General features: G+C 68.7%; 16 protein-coding genes. 8 read left to right on the forward strand and 8 right to left on the reverse strand.

Translation table 11 applies throughout. The annotated features are described in order from the left end of the window. Positions 1–259: 259 nt before the first annotated feature. The 8 genes from gyrB to dnaA form a co-directional block, all read right to left on the reverse strand. A complete protein-coding gene (gene gyrB / locus OCS65_RS01195; RefSeq protein WP_006934474.1) occupies positions 260–2293 on the reverse strand; it encodes a DNA topoisomerase (ATP-hydrolyzing) subunit B in 2034 nt (677 codons plus the stop codon). Positions 2294–2459: 166 nt separating this feature from the next. Then, entirely contained in the window at positions 2460–3362 is a 903-nt protein-coding gene (locus tag OCS65_RS01200; protein WP_006934470.1) for an alpha/beta fold hydrolase, read from the reverse strand. An 8-nt stretch (positions 3363–3370) separates the two neighbouring features. Next, positions 3371–4459, reverse strand: coding sequence for a PDR/VanB family oxidoreductase (locus tag OCS65_RS01205; protein ID WP_044475807.1), 1089 nt, complete (start codon positions 4457–4459; stop codon positions 3371–3373). Next, entirely contained in the window at positions 4456–5346 is an 891-nt protein-coding gene (locus OCS65_RS01210; RefSeq protein ID WP_006934466.1) for a metal-dependent hydrolase, read from the reverse strand. Before OCS65_RS01210 ends, OCS65_RS01205 begins: the two co-directional genes overlap by 4 nt. A gap of 89 nt (positions 5347–5435) precedes the next feature. Then, the gene (locus OCS65_RS01215; protein ID WP_006934465.1) at positions 5436–5984 is read right to left on the reverse strand and encodes a DUF721 family protein; all 549 of its coding nucleotides are present in this window, start codon (positions 5982–5984) and stop codon (positions 5436–5438) included. After that, positions 5981–7234, reverse strand: a complete 1254-nt coding sequence (recF, locus tag OCS65_RS01220) for a DNA replication/repair protein RecF (RefSeq protein ID WP_006934464.1) — start codon at positions 7232–7234, stop codon at positions 5981–5983. The genes OCS65_RS01215 and recF overlap by 4 nt, the downstream gene beginning before the upstream one ends. 27 nt (positions 7235–7261) lie before the next feature. Further along, positions 7262–8446 (reverse strand): DNA polymerase III subunit beta, encoded by a 1185-nt coding sequence (gene dnaN, locus OCS65_RS01225; RefSeq protein WP_044475806.1) that lies wholly within the window; start codon positions 8444–8446, stop codon positions 7262–7264. Positions 8447–8981: 535 nt separating this feature from the next. Further along, on the reverse strand, positions 8982–10613 hold the full coding sequence (dnaA, locus tag OCS65_RS01230; RefSeq protein ID WP_044475805.1) for a chromosomal replication initiator protein DnaA: 1632 nt from the start codon (positions 10611–10613) through the stop codon (positions 8982–8984). Between the two features lie 608 nt (positions 10614–11221). On the opposite strand from dnaA, the gene rpmH reads away from it, so the two are divergent. The 8 genes from rpmH to OCS65_RS01270 all read left to right on the forward strand — a co-directional run bounded on the left by rpmH (position 11222) and on the right by OCS65_RS01270 (position 17540). Beyond that, a complete protein-coding gene (rpmH, locus tag OCS65_RS01235; RefSeq protein WP_006934459.1) occupies positions 11222–11365 on the forward strand; it encodes a 50S ribosomal protein L34 in 144 nt (47 codons plus the stop codon). A 22-nt stretch (positions 11366–11387) separates the two neighbouring features. Continuing rightward, the gene (rnpA, locus tag OCS65_RS01240; RefSeq protein WP_006934454.1) at positions 11388–11765 is read left to right on the forward strand and encodes a ribonuclease P protein component; all 378 of its coding nucleotides are present in this window, start codon (positions 11388–11390) and stop codon (positions 11763–11765) included. An 11-nt stretch (positions 11766–11776) separates the two neighbouring features. Further along, entirely contained in the window at positions 11777–12058 is a 282-nt protein-coding gene (gene yidD / locus OCS65_RS01245) for a membrane protein insertion efficiency factor YidD (protein ID WP_006934452.1), read from the forward strand. Positions 12059–12128: 70 nt separating this feature from the next. Then, complete coding sequence (gene yidC, locus OCS65_RS01250; RefSeq protein WP_006934450.1) at positions 12129–13247, forward strand: membrane protein insertase YidC; 1119 nt, start codon at positions 12129–12131, stop codon at positions 13245–13247. Between the two features lie 21 nt (positions 13248–13268). Continuing rightward, positions 13269–13814, forward strand: coding sequence for a Jag family protein (locus tag OCS65_RS01255; RefSeq protein WP_029546800.1), 546 nt, complete (start codon positions 13269–13271; stop codon positions 13812–13814). A 149-nt stretch (positions 13815–13963) separates the two neighbouring features. After that, on the forward strand, positions 13964–14644 hold the full coding sequence (gene rsmG, locus OCS65_RS01260; RefSeq protein WP_029546799.1) for a 16S rRNA (guanine(527)-N(7))-methyltransferase RsmG: 681 nt from the start codon (positions 13964–13966) through the stop codon (positions 14642–14644). 836 nt (positions 14645–15480) lie between these two features. Beyond that, positions 15481–16485, forward strand: coding sequence for a ParA family protein (locus tag OCS65_RS01265; RefSeq protein ID WP_006934446.1), 1005 nt, complete (start codon positions 15481–15483; stop codon positions 16483–16485). Continuing rightward, positions 16482–17540 carry a ParB/RepB/Spo0J family partition protein gene (locus OCS65_RS01270; protein WP_029546797.1) on the forward strand — a complete coding sequence of 353 codons (1059 nt, stop codon included), beginning with the start codon at positions 16482–16484 and terminating at the stop codon, positions 17538–17540. Before OCS65_RS01265 ends, OCS65_RS01270 begins: the two co-directional genes overlap by 4 nt. Positions 17541–17581 lie beyond the last annotated feature (41 nt).

Below are 17581 nucleotides of genomic sequence, written 5' to 3' on the forward strand. Positions count from 1 at the left end.
TGCGGGTGGAGTGGTCGGAAGAGACGTTCCTGAGTGCACGCACCATATCCGTCCGAGTGCGGATAACGAAAGGAGCACGACCACTCCCGGAACCGGCGGGAGTCGCGCCCCGAGCCGGTCACCGAGCCGAAAACTCTACCGACCAGTAACATTCGCGGCCCGGGAACGCGCACCCGACGCGCCGAAGGGCGGCGAAAGCGGTGGTGTGAACCTCGTCACACACCCCTTCCGCCGCCCTCTCCGGCGCCGTGGAACCCGGTCAGACGTCCAGGAAGCGAACGTCCTTGGCGTTACGGGTGATGAAACTGCGACGTGCCTCGACGTCCTCGCCCATCAGGATGCTGAACAGCTCGTCGGCTGCGGCCGCGTCGTCGAGCGTCACCTGACGCAGCACGCGCACGCTGGGATCCATGGTGGTCTCCCACAGTTCCTTGGCGTTCATCTCGCCGAGACCCTTGTAACGCTGGATGCCGTCGTCCTTGTTGATCTTCTTGCCGGCGGCGAGACCGCGCTCGAGCAGGCCGTCACGCTCCCGGTCGGAGTACGCGAACTCGGGCTCGGAACGCTGCCACTTGAGCTTGTACAACGGCGGCTGCGCCAGGTACACGTGGCCGTGCTCGACCAGCGGACGCATGAAGCGGAACAGCAGCGTCAGCAGCAGCGTGGCGATGTGCTGGCCGTCGACGTCGGCGTCGGCCATCAGCACGATCTTGTGGTAGCGCAGCTTCGCGATGTCGAACTCGTCGTGGATACCGGTGCCGAAGGCGGTGATGATCGCCTGGACCTCGTTGTTCTTCAGCACGCGATCGATGCGCGCCTTCTCGACGTTGATGATCTTGCCGCGCAGCGGCAGGATCGCCTGGTACATCGAGTCGCGTCCCGACTTCGCGGAGCCACCGGCGGAGTCGCCCTCGACGATGTAGATCTCGGACTTGCTCGGGTCGTTCGACCGGCAGTCCGCCAGCTTGCCGGGCAGCCCGCCGAGATCGGTGGCGGACTTGCGCCGGACCAGCTCGCGCGCCTTGCGGGCGGCGACGCGGGCCTGCGCGGACGAGACCGCCTTCGTCACGATGGTCTTCGCGTCGGCCGGGTTCGCCTCGAGCCAGTGCGACAGGTGCTCGTTGCAGGCCTTCTGCACGAACGACTTGACCTCGGTGTTGCCGAGCTTGGTCTTGGTCTGGCCCTCGAACTGCGGTTCGCCGACCTTGACCGAGATGATCGCGGCCAGTCCCTCGCGGATGTCGTCGCCGGTGAGGTTCGGGTCCTTGTCCTTGAGGAGCTTCTTGTCCTTCGCGTACTTGTTGACCACCGAGGTCAGGGCCGCGCGGAAGCCCTCCTCGTGGGTGCCGCCCTCGTGGGTGTTGATCGTGTTGGCAAAGGTGTGGACCGACTCGGAGTAGCCCGAGTTCCACTGCATCGCGACCTCGAGCTCGTGGCCGGTGCCCTTCGCGGTGAAGCCGACGACCGAGTTGTGGATCGGCTGCTTGGTGCGGTTGATGTGCCGCACGTAGTCCTCGAGGCCACCCGGGTAGTGGTAGACGCGGGTCTTGACCTTGTGATGCTGTTCGGCCTCGGCCTGTTCCTGCTCCTCGGCCTTCTTCGGTGCCTCGGCGAGTTCGCTGACGACCTCGTCGGTGACCTCCTCGGGGGCGACCCGCTCGTCGGTCAGCGTGATCGTCAGGCCCTTGTTGAGGAACGCCATCTCCTGCAGGCGCCGCGCGACCGTCTCGAAGTTGTAGGTCGTGGTCTCGAAGATGTCCGGGTCCGACCAGAACCGGACGGTGGTGCCGGTGGCCCGCGTGGGCTCGCCCCTGATCAGTTCGCCGGGCTTCGACGACAGGTACGTCTGCTCCCAGTGGTAGCCGTCGTTGTCGATCTCCACCTCGAGCCGGGTGGACAGCGCGTTGACCACCGAGATGCCGACGCCGTGCAGACCGCCGGAGACGGCGTAGGCATCGGAATCGAACTTGCCGCCCGCGTGCAGCTGGGTCAGCACGACCTCGACGGTCGGGATGCCGGAGGCGTGCATCCCGACGGGGATGCCACGGCCGTCGTCGACGACCTGCACGCCGCCGTCCTCGAGGAGGGTCACCTCGACCTTGGTGGCATGGCCGGCCATCGCCTCGTCGACCGAATTGTCGACGACCTCCCAGATCAGGTGGTGCAGGCCGCGCTCACCGGTGGAACCGATGTACATGCCGGGGCGCTTGCGCACCGCCTCGAGACCCTCGAGGACGGTGATGGAGGAAGCACCGTACTCACTGTTGCTCTTGTTCGACTTCTGGGCAGCCACGGGTTGGTAGCTCTCCTTCTTCCGCCTGGGTCTCGCGCACACGCGCACGCATTCGGAATTCATCCTACTGCCCGGAAGCGTACTTGCCCCGCCCGACACAGGACGGGCCGCCGACGCCGCTCACCGGCCCGCAGGCGCGGCGTCGCGAGTACGGGAGGGTGAATCGCTAGGGCGACGAGGTTCGGACAGTGTGCCGCGCCTCGACGTCGCGCACGAAGCGCGCGGTCGCGGCCGCGAGCTCCCCGGCATGCGAGCGCGGCGACCAGTGCCCGGCGTCGAGCGGTTCCCGGCGCAGATCGGGGACCCACTTCTCGGTGTCCTCGTACCCGACCGGCCGCACCGCCCGGTCCCGCAGGCCCTGGATCAGCTGAACGGGGACGTCGGTGCGCCGCTCGCGCGGCGCGCGGAGCCGCCGGCGCAGGTTCGCCCGGTACAGCTTCAGGCCGTGCACCATGTCGTCGGCGAGCGTGGGCGCGACGGGTCCGATCAGGGCCGGGTCGGAGCGGTCGAAGAACCCGACGAATCCCGGCCAGTGCCGGGAGAACCACCACCGCAACGCGGGCACGGGCAGGCCGGGGGTCTGGAACAGCACCGTGTAGGACGACGCCACGGCCTGCTCGAGCGGGCCGAGCGGGCGCCGCTCCCCCAGCCGGCGACGCATCCACAGCGCGAGGTGGTCGAGGTTCGGCCCGGACACCGAGGTGTACGACGCGATCCGCTCCGCCGCCCCGGGTTCGCACACGGCCTCCCAGCCCAGCACCGACCCCCAGTCGTGCCCGAGCAGGTGCACGGGCGCGTCCGGGCTCACCGCGTCGATCACCGCGAACAGGTCCGCGGCGAGCAGTTCGAGCCGGTAGGCCGCGACGTCGCGCGGCACGGTCGACGCGCCGGCACCGCGGTTGTCGAACCGGACGATCCGGAAGTCACCGGCCAGCGCGGGCACCACGCGGTCCCACAGGGCATGCGTGTCGGGCCAGCCGTGGACCAGCACGAGGGTCGGCCCCTGCGGGTTGCCCTCCTCGACGAGGTGGAGGCGGACGGCTCCGTTCGTGACGGTACGAGTGGTCATGTTCTCCCTCAGAGGTCGAGTACGAGCCGGCCACCGTCGGCGCGCGAGACACAGACGAGCATCTCCTCGCGACGTTCCTCGGGGGTGAGCCGGTTCTCGCGGTGGTCGGGGGTGCCGGACAGGACCCGCACCCGGCAGGTTCCGCAGAACCCCTGCCGGCACGAGTAGCCGATGCCGGGCCGGCGCCGGCGGATCACTTCGAGCGCCGATTCGTCGGCCGGGACGGCGAGCACCTCTCCGGTGCTCGCCAGTTGGACCTCGAAGGCCCGGCCGTCGACGACGGGTGGGGCACCGAACCGCTCGAAGTGCAGGGCCGACGCCCCCGTGGCATCGATGCCGGCACGCACCGCGTCCAGCATCGGGGTGGGCCCACAACAGTAGACGGCCCCGCCGGCGGGGGCGCCCGCGAGCAGGTCGGCGCCCGTCGGCGTGCCGTGCTCGTCGTCCGGGCGTACGAAAACCCTTGACGGATCCCATGTTCCGATCTCGTCGAGGAACGGCATCGCGGCCCGGGTGCGTCCGGTGTAGACGAGCCGCCAGTCCATTCCGGCACGGTCCGCGGCGCGGGTCATCGCCAGGACGGGAGTGATGCCGATCCCGCCGGCGACGAACAGGGCCGCACCCTCGGCGACGAACGGGAACCCGTTGCGCGGACCGCGCACGGCCACCGGGTCGCCCGGTTCGAGGGCATGCATCTCGAGCGACCCGCCCCCGCCGCCGGAGATCCGGCGAACCGCGACGGTGTAGCGGGTGCGGTCCTCGTGATCGCCGCACAGCGAGTACTGCCGTCGCCGCCCGGAGGGCAGATGGAAGTCGAGGTGGGCACCCGGGTGCCACGCCGGCAGCTCGGCGCCGCCGGGGGCACGCAGCGTCAACCGCACCACGTCGCCGTCGACTGTCACCGGGTCCTTTTCGGTGACAACCAGATTCAGCTGCAGATCGGGGTCCCCGGCACCGGCGGCGCCGTCGTAGCCGAGAGCCGTGACGAGACGCAGGTAGCTCTCCACGACGGATCCGAGCAGGCCCATCGCACGGTCGGTCCGGTTCCGCCCGTGCAGGTCCGACGGGCGACGGTGCCGCGGCAGCACCCCGGTCATCGGGCTGCCGCCCGGGCCGCGGGGGAGGACGCCAGATAACGGACCGCCTGACCGGTCGAGCCCTCGTGGCTCGGGTGGTACGAGCGGTGGAAGTACCGCGACATGCGCCTGCCGAGGTCCACCGGGCCGGGTAGCGTGCCGCGGCGACTCGCCGCCAGCCAGTCCGAAAGATGGGGTGCACGCACATGTTTCGATGCACGCGCCAGGTCCGGGTCGTGGGCCATGAGGAATCGGGCACCGCGGATCCACAACCACACGAGGACCGGGGTGACGAGGAGCTGGGTGCGGATCCGCCGGGCCTCCCCGGGGTCGAAGTAGCGCATCACGTCGTAGGCGACGCTGCGATGCTCGACCTCCTCGGCGCCGTGCCAGCGCAGCAGGTCGAGCATGGTCGGATCGGTGCCCGCCGCGTCGAGGCCCTTCGCATTGAGGACCCAGTCCCCGAGGAACGCGGTGATGTGCTCGACGGCGGCGATGATGGCGAGCCGCTCGACGAGGTAGTTCTCCGCGCGCAGTCCGGTCAGCGGTCGCCGGCCGAGCAACCGGCCGAACAGCCACCGCATCTGGTCCGTGAACGGGGTGGGATCGAGACCCTTCGACTCGAGTTGCTCGAGTACCCCCTGGTGAGCGTGGGAGTGCACCGATTCCTGGCCGATGAATCCCACGACGTCTTCGCGCAGTTGTTCGTCTTCGATGAGCGGCAGCGCCTCCTTGAACGTCTCGACGAACCACTCCTCCCCCGCCGGCAGCAACAGATGCAGGACGTTGAGCACGTGGGTGCTGAACGGATCGCCCGGCACCCAGTGCAGGGGCAGCGTGCTCCAGTCGAACTCGACGTTGCGGGCCTGGAGCAAGACGCGGTCCGGTTCGATGAGTGGTGTGGACATGGACGTACCTCCCGATGCGGACGTGTGCGGCAGCGCACAACCGGCTGATTTCAACGTAACATCGGGTTACATATAAATCCAGGGTCGGATCAGCCGTATGTGTCCCGGGGTCCGCGGCCGCGGACGTGCCGCTCCCCCTTACGCCAGCTCGGCGCCGTCGGCCCGGTGATCCGCAGCTCCTTGACCACCCCGTGCCCGACCGCGGCGGCGATCTTCGCGAGGATCTGCGCCTGCATCATGCGCAGCTGGGTCGCCCACGCGGTCGACTCCGCCGACACGTGCAGCACCCCGTCGCGCAGCGTCGTCGGCGACGCGTGCGAGGCGATATCGTCGCCGACCACGCGCGCCCAACTGCCCAGCACCGTGCCCTCCGACACGCGCCCCGACCATCCCCGCTGCTTGGCCAGCGAGTTCGCCAGCGCGCCGAGCGGCTGCGGGTCCCGCTCGTCGGGGCCCGGGCCCGACCAGCCGCGGCGGCGGCGCCGTGGCCGCAGCGCCCCGCGTGACGCGCGCCCCTGCCCCACCGACTTCCCGCTCGCCTTCGCCGCCGCACGGGCCTCCTCCAGCGCGCGACGGGCCAGGTCGATCCCGCGCAGCGGCGGCTCGGGGAGTTGTTCGCCCGGATTCTCGGTGCTCATCGCAGTGCTCCGTCCACGGTTCCGTCCAGATCCGGCTGCGAGGGATCGCCGCCGTCGAGCCGGGTCAGCACCGAGAGCCGTCCCCGGTCGGTGTCCTCGGCCCGCACCCCGAACCGGACCGCGGACAGCTCCGCCGGCACGTCCTCGGGAACCGCGGCGGTGATGAGTACCTGCTCGGCCGAGGCCGCGACGGCGGCGAGCGCGGTGCGACGACGCCGATCCAGCTCGGCGAACACATCGTCCAGCATGAGGACCGGGTCGGTGCCGTCGGCCCGCAGGAGCGAGAAGGCGCCCAGGCGCAGCGCCAGCGCGAACGACCAGGACTCCCCGTGGCTGGCGAATCCCTTGGCCGGCTGATCACCCAGGATCAGGTCGAGTTCGTCGCGGTGGGGGCCCACCAGGCACACGCCCCGCTCGATCTCCTTCGTCCGCGCCTGCGCCAGCCGGGTCAGGAACGCGGCCTCGAGCACCTCACGGTCGTCGGATCGCGGCACGCGGGCCGGGTCGGCGAACTCCGGCGGCAGCGCCTCGCCCACCGTGCTGCGGTAACGGAGCAGCGCCGGTCGTGACTCGGGGGCGATCGATCGGTACGCCTCGGCGACGTGCGGGGCGAGCTCGTGCAGCAGCGCGACGCGGGCCGCGAGCAGCTCGGACCCGTGTGCCGCGAGATGGCCGTCCCACACGTCGAGCGTCGCCAGTGCGCTCGCACCGTCGCCGGACCGGCTGCCGCGGCGCAGCGCACCCCCGGCCGTCTTCAGCAGGGCCGAGCGCTGTCGCAGCACCTTGTCGTAGTCGGGGCGGACCCCGCTCATCCGCGGGATGCGGGTGGCGAGCAGCTCGTCGAGGAACCGGCGCCGGTCGCCCGGGTCGCCCCGCACCAGCGACAGGTCCTCCGGCGCGAACAACACCGTCCGCAGGATGCCGAGGATCTCGCGCGGCCGCCGGGTCGGGGACTGGTTGATCCGGCCCCGGTTGGGCCGGCCCTCGTTGAGTTCGACGTCGATACCCAGTTCCCGGCCGCCGTTGACGACGACCGCACCCACCTGGGCGCGCGACGTCCCGCTCCGGAACAACGGGGCATCGCCGGACACCCGGTGCGAGGTCAGCGTCGACAGGTAGCCGAGCGCCTCGAGCAGGTTGGTCTTGCCGTGCCCGTTGCGACCGAGGAACACCGTCGGCCCCGGCGCCAGATTCAGCGAAACGGCTTCCCAGGAACGGAAGTCGCGCAACGAGAAGGTGCGAACGTACACGGGCTCCGACCGTTTCCTGCCCCCGGGTCAGCCCGGCAGGCGCACCGGCATCAGCAGATAGGTGTAGTCGCTGTCCGGGGCGGCGAACGTACCGGAAGCGTCGGGCTCGGGCGCTTCCTCGAGCGCCGGTCGCAGCACCGCGGGACGGCTCGGCGTCGTGAAGCCGAACGACACCTTCTCGCTGTGCAGCGAGCCGAGACCGTCGAGCAGGTACCCGGGGTTGAACGCGATGATCAGCGGCTCGCCCTGGAACTCCGCGGCGAGGGACTCCTCCGCGCGCCCGGCGTCGTCGCCACCGGCCGACAACAGCAGACCGCCTTCGGTGAACTCGAGCCGCACCTGCGCCCCGCGCTCGGCGACGAGCGCGACGCGCTTGATCGCGTCCACGAGCGGCGCGATGTCGACGGTCGCCATCGCGGTGTGCTCGGTCGGCAGCAACTGGCGGAACTTGGGGAATTCGGCGTCGAGGAGGCGGGTGGTGGTGCGCCGGCCGTCCGCAACGATGCCGAGCAGGCCCTCGGCGCCGACCGACGAACCGGCACCCAATGCGAGCTGGACGGGCGAATTAGAAGATCCGCCAACGGTTTTCGCCGACTCGGAGAGGGTCTTGGCCGGCACGAGGACCGCGGCGGTCGCGGTGTCGGCGGTGGGCATCCACTCGATCTTGCGGACCGCGAGGCGGAACCGGTCGGTGGCCGCGAGCACCATGTGGGTGCCGTCGATCTCCACACGGATACCGGTCAGCATCGGCAGGGTGTCGTCCTTGCCGGCCGCGACCGCGACCTGGCTGATCGCCTCGGCGAACACCTCCACGGGCAGCGAACCGGTCTGCTGCGGCAACTCGGGCAGCTGCGGGTAGTCCTCGACCGGCATGGTCGGCAGGGAGAACTTCGCGCTACCGCAGTTGATGAGCACCCGCGTTCCGTCGAGAACCACGTCGACGGGCTTGTTGGGCAGCGCGCGGGTGATGTCGGCGAGCAGGCGGCCCGACACGAGCACCTGCCCGGGGGTGATGACCTCTGCGGAGACATGGACCTGCGCGGAGACCTCGTAGTCGAACCCGGAGACGGTCAGTCCCTGCTCGTCGGCGCCGAGGAGGACGCCGCCGAGCACCGGCACCGGCGGCCGCGACGGAAGACTGCGCGCAACCCACGCGACGGAGTCGGCGAAGTCCTCGCGAGCGACACGAAACTTCATGCTTCCAAGCTCCATCGCCCGGCGGATCCTTTCGCTCTGATGGCTGTCGATCGATTCAACGAAGTCTGGCACAGGACCCCGACACCGAGGTCGGCAGCGGGGACGTCGCTCCACGGTATGCGCTCGTGGAGCACTTGGAAAGCCGGAGGCTCGAGGGGGACGCGGCTCTCGAGACCCTGTGCACTCGAGTCCTCCACAAGCCTGTTTTGAAAGAGGAATCTTCGAGAGAAAACACAGAAGTAGTAATAGGGGTTGTGGAATCTGTGGACGAACGACCGTCTACGCTGGTGGGGCGGGCTTCTCGAGCCCTGCACTCTCGAGGATGAACTCGAGGAATTCTCGAGGACGGATGTGGACATCTCGAGAGTGTTCAACATCGGTACACCGTCCGTCCACAAAGATCCCACGTTGTACACACGGTTGTCCACAGGTGTGAGTCACTGCCCATCCGTCTCGAGAATCACACCCACCGCCCACCGCCGGCCCGTCCCCGGATACGACGAAGGGCCCGGACGCGATCGTCCGGGCCCCTGCCACAGGGCGGTACGGCTCAGCGCTTGGAGCGCTGCTTGATGCGCGCGGTCAGCTCCTGCACCTGGTCGTAGACCTTCCGCCGCTCGGTCATCTCCTTGCGAATCTTCTTGTCCGCGTACATGACCGTCGTGTGGTCCCGGCCGAAGGTCTGCCCGATCTTGGGCAGCGAGAGGTCGGTGAGCTCGCGGCACAGATACATCGCGATCTGTCGCGCTTGGGCCAGCGGCCGCGCCTTGCCGGGCCCGCACAGGTCGTCGATCGAGGTGCCGAAGTACTCGGCGGTCACCGCCATGATGGTGGCCGAGTTGATCTCGAGAGCCGTCGAGTCGGGGATGAGGTCCCGCAGCACCACCTCCGCCAGCGTCAGGTCCAGCGGTTGCCGGTTGAGGGACGCGAAGGCCGTCACCCGGATCAGCGCACCCTCGAGTTCGCGGATGTTGCGTTCGATCCTGCTGGCGATCAACTCGAGGACGTCGTGCGGCACGTCCAGCCGGTCCATCCGCGCCTTCTTGCTGAGGATCGCGATGCGGGTCTCGAGTTCGGGCGGCTGGACGTCGGTGATCAGGCCCCACTCGAACCGGGTCCGCAGGCGCTCCTCGAGCGTCGCGAGCTGCTTCGGGGGACGGTCGGACGACACCACGATCTGCTTGTTCGCATTGTGCAGGGTGTTGAAGGTGTGGAAGAACTCCTCCTGGATACCTTCCTTGCCCTCGATGAACTGGATGTCGTCGACGAGGAGGATGTCCGTCTCGCGGTACCTGCGCTTGAACGCCACCTTGCGGTCGTCGCGGAGGCTGTTGATGAAGTCGTTCGTGAACTCCTCGGTGGAGACGTACTTGACCCGCATGCCCGGGAACAGGCGCTGCGCATAGTGCCCGGCGGCATGCAGCAGGTGCGTCTTGCCCAGGCCGGAGGCACCCCAGATGAACAGCGGGTTGTACGCGCGGGCGGGCGCCTCGGCGATCGCCACCGCGGCCGCGTGGGCGAACCGGTTCGACGCTCCGATGACGAACGTGTCGAACGTGTACTTCGCGTTGAGGCTGCTGCTGCCGGTCGGTGCCGCGGCGGCGGGCGGCGGCGGCTGGGTGAAGTAGGACGGCCACGACTCCCGGACCGCGGTCATGGCCTCCCGGTCGTCGTCGACCTCCTCGAGTTCGCCCGTGTCGACCTCGAGCATGCCGTGGTCGAGGGAGGAGGGGCGGCGCCGCCGGAACGGATGCACCATGTCCCGGGGGTCGGTCTCGCGCGGTCCGGTGGGAATCGGCCGCGTATCGAACGCGTGGGGCTCGGGCGCGCGGGGGTCCGGCGGCAGGCCCTCGAGGGGCAGCGTGTCCCGGGGCACGGCGTAGGGGTCCTCGGCGGGATCGTCGACGGCCGCCGAGGGTTCGATGCGCACGCCGAGTCCCTCGACGCGATGGCCGAGGGTGCGGTGGAGCGCGCGGAGGATCGGCTCGCGCAGATCCCGCTCGATGGCCTCCTGCGCGAACGAGGACGGAACCGACAGGAGGGCGAAACCCTGCGCCAGGGTGATCGGCCTGACCAGGGCGAGCCACGCCTTCTGGCCCTTGCTGAGGCCCTCGCCGTCGGCGGTCAGCTCCGCGACGACGTCCGGCCACACGTCGGCCAGCGCGTTCGGCTCGTCGTTCACGTCGCGTCCTCCCCAGTTCTCTCGATCCGAATTCCACACGATTATCCACAGATGTGGACAACCACAGGGTGGCGGCCTGTGGGATGTGGATTGGGAGTTGTAGAGAGCGGGGCACACCGAGGACGAGACGCGAGGTCCGGCTCGGACACGAAGTGCCCAGTGTGACATGTCTCGAGAAGCCCGGCGCGCGCGGCCCGGGCTAACGACTGCGCGTGCCGGCCCGCGCGCAGACCGGCGGCCGGGCGCAGCGCCGGTGCCCGCGCGGCGGAAGCGAGTGGCCCCGCTCACCGCGGTGGTGGGCGACGAGGAACAACCCCGGCGAAACCATGAACGGGAGCGTACCGGAATGTGAACGGAGTCACACGACTTCGTGTTGTGAACGTGACGCACGGGAAAATGGGTGTGCGGCGTGTCGTCTTGCGTGTGCCGAGCCGGCGCGGTTTGATTTCGTGCTTGCCGCCGAGTAGCCTCGAACAGTCACTCATACAGCAGTGACGGATCCGTGCTGCCACGCAGTATTTTTCGCGTACGGCACGTGTCATGCGATTTCCGTACACGTTGGACCGAGGACGCCGACCGGCGTCATAGAACTTCGAGGAGTGTTGACCGTGGCCAAGGGCAAGCGGACGTTCCAGCCGAACAACCGACGCCGCGCGCGCGTTCACGGCTTCCGTCTCCGGATGCGGACCCGTGCGGGTCGTGCGATCGTGTCGGCGCGTCGCCGCAAGGGCCGCACCTCGCTCACCGCCTGATCCCCGATTCCGGGAGCTCGGGGTGCTACCTGAGCCGTATCGCCTGCGGCGCCGCGCGGACTTCTCCGAGACCGTTCGTCGTGGCCGCCGACAGGGGCGGCGAGATCTGGTCGTTCACGCGATCGAGCGGGAGCAGGCCGAGCTGGTGGTGAGTTTCGGCGGTCCGCGGTTCGGATTCGTCGTGAGCAAGGCTGTCGGGCCGGCGGTGATTCGACATCGAGTCGCCCGCCGGCTTCGTCATATCTGTGCGACTCTCGTCGACGAGGTTCCCGCCGGCGCAGACGTCGTCGTCCGGGCGCTTCCGGGTGCCGCCTCGGCCTCCTCGCAGGAACTCGACCGGCAGGTTCGCTCCGGCCTCGCCCGACTGGGTCTGGTCGCGACGGCGCGGCGGCCGGGATGAACACGGACGGGATGAACGCGGACGGCGTGCTGCGGTCGGTGCGCTCCGCACCGGCCCGGATGTTGATCTTCTGCATCGAGCTCTATCGCACGTACGTGTCTCCGACACGCATGCCGACCTGCCGTTTCACCCCCACCTGCAGCGAATACGCCGTCGAGGCGCTGCGAACCCGGGGGTTCGTGGTCGGCTCCGTGCTGACGGTCGTCCGCCTGCTCAAATGTGCGCCCTGGCACCCTGGGGGTTGGGATCCGGTGCCCGAGCGGCGGCATCGATCGGTCGACCGGGGTCCCTGACCGGCACTGAAGACTTCGGACCGACGCCGCTGGGTGGCGACCTTGGACGACCTGAGGAGTACATAGAGCCGTGCTCGACTTCATCTACTATCCCGTGTCCTGGATCCTCTGGGTCTGGCACAACGCCTTCACGGCCCTGCCCGGACTGGAGCCCGACGACGGCGCGACGTGGGCGCTGTCCGTGGTGTTCCTCGTCTTCACGCTGCGCGCGATCCTGTACAAGCCGTTCGTCAAGCAGGTCCGGACGACGCGGCAGATGCAGGAACTGCAACCGCAGATCAAGGCGCTGCAGAAGAAGTACTCCAACGACCGGCAGCGGCAGGCCGTCGAACTCCAGAAGCTGCAGAAGGAACACGGCTTCAACCCGCTGATGGGTTGCCTCCCGGTCCTGTTGCAGGCGCCGGTGTTCATCGGTCTGTTCCACGTGCTGCGCTCGTTCAACCGCACCGGTGAAGGATTCGGTCAGCTCGGCCTGTCACCGGAGGAGAACGCCCAGCTCGGAAACTATGCGTTCAGCCCGGAGGACGTGCAGTCCTTCCTCAGTGCGCGCCTGTTCGGCGCGCCGATCTCGGCGTGGATCACCCAGCCCGAGGCGTCGCTGGTGGCTTTCGAGCCGTTCGGCGGCATCCCCTCCCGCCTCGACATCGCGCTCGTGGCGATTCCGCTGATGATCGTCGCGGGCATCGCGACCCACTTCAACTCCCGCGCCTCCGTCGCGCGGCAGAGCGCGCAGGCCGCGGCGAATCCGCAGGCCGCGATCATGAACAAGCTGGCGCTGTGGGTGTTCCCGCTCGGCGTCATCGTCGGCGGCCCGTTCCTGCCGATCGCCATCCTCCTGTACTGGGTGAGCAACAACATCTGGACCTACGCCCAGCAGCACATCGTCTTCCGCAAGATCGACCAGGAGGAAGAGGCCAAGAAGCAGGCCGCGATCGCACGCCGCAGCGACAACGCCCCCAAGCCGGGTGCCCGTCCCGATCGGGCCGCGAAGAAGAAGGCTCCGTCCACCACCGGGGAGGACGCTGTCGCCGGTGCCGCGGACGCTTCGGAGATCTCGCTGGAGAAGCCGGCCGCGGACGACACCTCCGGCGGTGCCGGGCCGTCCGCCCCGCCGGCCGGAGGCCCGAAGAACGTCGCCGGATCGAAACGCCCCAGCGGCTCGAAGAACTCCAAGCGCAAGCGGCGCTGACCGAAGAAGAGAGAGCGAATCATGGCCAGTGACCTGGACAAGGCACAGGAGGATGCCGACGTGACCACCGAGACGCCGGATCTCGATGCGGATTCCGACTCCGAGGACGATCTCCTGATCGAGGAGGGCGAAATCGCCGGCGACTACCTCGAGCAGCTGCTCGACGTCCTGGACTTCGACGGCGACATCGATCTCGACGTGGAGGGCGACCGTGCGGTCGTGAGCATCGACGGCGGCAAGGATCTGTCCAAGCTCGTCGGCCGCGACGGCGAGGTACTCGATGCCCTGCAGGAGCTCACCCGCCTCGCGGTGCAGCAGGTCACCGGCGAGCGCAGCAAGCTGATGCTCGACATCGCGGGGTGGCGGGCGGGCAAGCGCGCAGAGCTCAGCCAGCTCGGTACGGCCGCCGCGAAGCGGGTACTCGAGACCGGGGAGCGCGAGGAGCTGACCCCGATGACGCCCTTCGAGCGCAAGATCGTCCACGACGCCGTGGCCAAGATCGAGGGTGTGTCCAGCGAGAGCGAGGGCGCCGAGCCGCAGCGCCGGGTCGTCGTCGTCAAGAACTGACCGGACAGCAGTATCGATCGGACAGCAGTATCGATCGGACAGCAGTAGCGATCGGACAGCAGTATCGATCGGACAGCAGTGCGTGGGAGGGATCTCGGCGGGTGCGTCGGGATCCCTCCTTTCTTCGAGGCCAGTGTCGTCGGGAGAGGATGTTTCACGTGGAACAGGACGAGGCGCGCATCCACGAGATCGCCGTTCGCGTCTTCGGTGAGCGACTCGGTCTTGCCGAGCAGTACCGGGATTCCCTCGCTACCGACGGTGTGGAGCGCGGTCTCATCGGTCCGCGCGAGGTCCCCCGCCTGTGGGACCGCCACCTGCTCAACTGCGCAGTGCTGGGTGAACTGATCGACGAAGGCGAACGTGTCGTCGATGTGGGCAGCGGTGCCGGGCTTCCGGGTATCCCGTTGGCGATCGCCCGCCCCGATCTGCATGTGACCCTCGTCGAACCCCTGCTGCGACGGTCGGTGTATCTGGCCGAGTTCGTCGAAACGCACGGCCTGACCAACGTGCTCGTCATCCGCGGCCGTGCGGAGCAGCCCGGCGTCGTGAAGGAAGCCGGCGGATCCGACGTCGTCACCTCGCGTGCGGTGGCGCCGCTGGCGAAGCTCGCCAAGTGGTCGCTGCCGCTCGTGCACGAGGGCGGACGGATGCTGGCGCTCAAGGGCTCCAGCGCGGCGGAGGAAATCGAACGCGATCGCGACGAACTCGCCCGTCTCGGTGCCGGCAACCTCGAGGTCCTCGAGTGCGGCGTGGGTCTGCTCGAGACCCCCACCCTCGTTGTGAAGGCGGAGCGGATGCCGCGGCCGGTGCGACGGCGCAAGAAGCGCTGATCAGGTTTCACGTGAAACCGCCCCCCTCCCCACTCGAGCGGCCCCCCGCCTCGAGTGCGCCGACTCGAGATGTGCGCGACTCGAGACTCTCGAGCTGAACGATTCTCTCGAGCAGGCGCCACTGTTGTCGCTGCAATCCGTGCGAGCCGCCCCTCGCGTCCCGATGGCGTGACGCGGAAGGCTGCATCCTGACGGCACCTGCATCACCCGCCGCTCACCGCGTGCGCCGCGTCCGGAAATCCCCTCCTCGACTGCGAACTCCGGTTCTGCGCCGCCGAGACCGCGTGGAAGTCCGCCGTCTGCCGTTCCTTTGATCCCAGTTTCGCCCGAAGTTGTTGCTTGCCTTGGCTTTTGGGATCACGAACGGAATTCGTCCGGGAGTGCGGATCTTTCGCGGCAGCCGCCCATCCATCCACTCGATGGCATTTCGTCACTGTGACAGATAATTTCCCGTCCGCTCGGATGGCGCCCGGTCTGCCGCCGCCACCCGGTGGCGTTTCACGTGAAACGACACCGGCGGGGATCTCTGTTTCACGTGAAACGTCAGGTTTCACGTGAAACATCATCTTCGTCGGCGACGTCGTCGCACTCCTCCGGAAGGTGGATGGGATACTGGTCGAAACGAGGAAACGGAGTGGGCCGGCAGGGTCGCCAACCTGCGCTGGCGCAACCCGCTTTCCGAGTTCACGCATCAGCCACTACGCCTCGGCTCACTCCGCCCGGTCGCGGGACCGAAACGGTGGCCGGCCGGGGTGGTCGGTCGTGGACCACCGGCGTGGTTTCGCGAGGGGGATGTACCGTGCCAACCGGGTGTGTCGACAACAAAGGAGCGGTCAATGTCGGGTGGATCTGAATCCGCTGTTTCACGTGAAACCGAGGCGCAGAGGCCGACGGGAGCCGAGTCCGAGTCCGTCGAGGACGAGTTCTCTCCGATTCCGTACGAGGGGCTCTCGCCGTTGGACACACCGATCGGCGCCGCCGCGCACCGAGCCAGCCAGGTACTTCACCCGAGTTCCGTGAACGCACTCCCCAAGCCGGCGCACCGCCGCGTCATCACGATCGCGAACCAGAAGGGTGGCGTCGGCAAGACCACGTCCACGGTGAACCTGGCGTCGGCCCTCGCCGTTCAGGGGTTGACCGTCCTCGTCGTCGATCTCGACCCCCAGGGCAATGCCAGCACCGCCCTCGGGGTGCCGCACCACTCCGGCGTCCCGTCGAGCTACGAGGTGCTCCTCGGGGAGGTGAAGGCCGCCGAAGCCATCCAGCAGAGCCCGCACAGCGAGCGCCTGTTCTGCATCCCGGCCACCATCGACCTCGCCGGCGCCGAGATCGAACTCGTCTCGATGGTCGCGCGGGAGAACCGTCTCAAGAACGCTCTCTCCCCCGCCGCGCTCGGCGATGAGGACTTCGACTACGTCATCATCGACTGCCCGCCGTCGCTGGGTCTCCTCACCGTCAACGCGCTCGTGGCGGCGAAGGAGGTGCTCATCCCCATCCAGTGCGAGTACTACGCGCTGGAGGGGGTCGGCCAGCTGCTGCGCAACATCGAACTCGTCCAGTCGCACCTCAATCCCGAACTGCACGTCTCGACCGTGCTGCTCACCATGTACGACGCCCGCACCAAGCTCGCCGATCAGGTCGCGGAGGAGGTTCGCGCCCACTTCGGCAGCGCGGTGCTGCGGTCCGTCATCCCCCGCAGCGTGAAGGTCTCGGAAGCTCCCGGTTACGGGATGACTGTTCTCGACTACGATCCAGGTTCGCGCGGTGCGATGAGCTACCTCGACGCGGGACGCGAACTGGCGGCACGCGGATACCGGAACGAGAAGCAGGGGAACGAATGAGCGCGACACGCAAAGGCGGGTTGGGGCGGGGTCTGGCATCGCTGATTCCGACCGGCCCGGCGGCCGCCCCCGGCCTCGGTAACGCTGCGGCCGACGTGATCATCGGCGACAACCGCAAGAACGCCGCTCCGAAAACCACGTCGAACAAGGCCACCGCCACCGAACAGGCGACTCCCCCGGCCGCGAAGGCCGCGGGCAACGGCGCCCCGGCGCCGGCGGACACGCCCCTCCCCTCCCCCGCCGGAGCGGTCTACCTCGAGATCGAGGCGGACAAGATCGAGCCGAACCCGCGCCAGCCGCGGCAGGTCTTCGACGAGGAGGCGCTCGCCGAACTCGTCCACTCCATCCGTGAGTTCGGGCTCATGCAGCCCATCGTCGTGCGCAGGCTCGACGGAGAGCGGTACCAGCTCGTCATGGGCGAGCGCCGGTGGCGGGCCGGCCAGGAGGCCGGTCTCGCCACGATCCCGGCGATCGTCCGTGAGACCGACGACCAGTCCCTCCTGCGTGACGCGCTGCTGGAGAACATCCACCGGGTCCAGCTCAACCCGCTCGAGGAGGCGGCGGCGTATCAGCAGTTGCTCGAGGAGTTCGGCGTCACCCACGAGGAACTGGCGGCCCGCATCGGCCGATCCCGGCCGGTGGTCACCAACATGATCCGTCTGCTCAAGCTGCCGATCCCCGTCCAGCGGCGGGTGGCGGCGGGTGTGCTCTCCGCCGGGCACGCTCGCGCGCTGCTGTCGCTCGAGGCCGGACCCGACGCCCAGGAGGTGCTCGCCGCGCGCATCGTCGCCGAGGGCCTTTCCGTGCGGGCCACCGAGGAGGCGGTCATGCTGGCGAACCGCGGCGACGGGAAGGACCCCGCACCGCAGCAGCGCCGCAAGCCCATCCAGATGCCCGGCCTCCAGGACGTCGCGGAGCGCCTGTCCAATTCCTTCGACACCCGTGTCACAGTCAGCCTGGGCAAGCGCAAGGGCAAGATCGTTGTGGAGTTCGGCTCGGTCGACGACCTGGAGCGGATCGTGGCGATGATGGAATCTCAGGCCAACCCCTCTTGACGCCTCGGCACGTCAGGACGACAGTCGAGGATACGGACTTG

Origin of the sequence: Rhodococcus aetherivorans (assembly GCF_025722975.1) — a bacterium.
In the GTDB taxonomy this organism is placed as follows: Bacteria; Actinomycetota; Actinomycetes; order Mycobacteriales; family Mycobacteriaceae; genus Rhodococcus; species Rhodococcus aetherivorans.

What these genes read in the sequence shown, in the direction of transcription:
- OCS65_RS01200 (WP_006934470.1), bottom strand. Translation starts at nt 3,362, where the DNA reads ATGACCACTCGTACCGTCACGAACGGAGCCGTCCGCCTCCACCTCGTC.
- OCS65_RS01205 (WP_044475807.1), bottom strand. Translation starts at nt 4,459, where the DNA reads ATGACCGGGGTGCTGCCGCGGCACCGTCGCCCGTCGGACCTGCACGGG.
- OCS65_RS01210 (WP_006934466.1), bottom strand. Translation starts at nt 5,346, where the DNA reads ATGTCCACACCACTCATCGAACCGGACCGCGTCTTGCTCCAGGCCCGC.
- OCS65_RS01215 (WP_006934465.1), bottom strand. Translation starts at nt 5,984, where the DNA reads ATGAGCACCGAGAATCCGGGCGAACAACTCCCCGAGCCGCCGCTGCGC.
- dnaN (WP_044475806.1), bottom strand. Translation starts at nt 8,446, where the DNA reads ATGGAGCTTGGAAGCATGAAGTTTCGTGTCGCTCGCGAGGACTTCGCC.
- yidD (WP_006934452.1), top strand. Translation starts at nt 11,777, where the DNA reads ATGAACGCGGACGGCGTGCTGCGGTCGGTGCGCTCCGCACCGGCCCGG.
- OCS65_RS01255 (WP_029546800.1), top strand. Translation starts at nt 13,269, where the DNA reads ATGGCCAGTGACCTGGACAAGGCACAGGAGGATGCCGACGTGACCACC.
- rsmG (WP_029546799.1), top strand. Translation starts at nt 13,964, where the DNA reads ATGTTTCACGTGGAACAGGACGAGGCGCGCATCCACGAGATCGCCGTT.
- OCS65_RS01265 (WP_006934446.1), top strand. Translation starts at nt 15,481, where the DNA reads ATGTCGGGTGGATCTGAATCCGCTGTTTCACGTGAAACCGAGGCGCAG.
- OCS65_RS01270 (WP_029546797.1), top strand. Translation starts at nt 16,482, where the DNA reads ATGAGCGCGACACGCAAAGGCGGGTTGGGGCGGGGTCTGGCATCGCTG.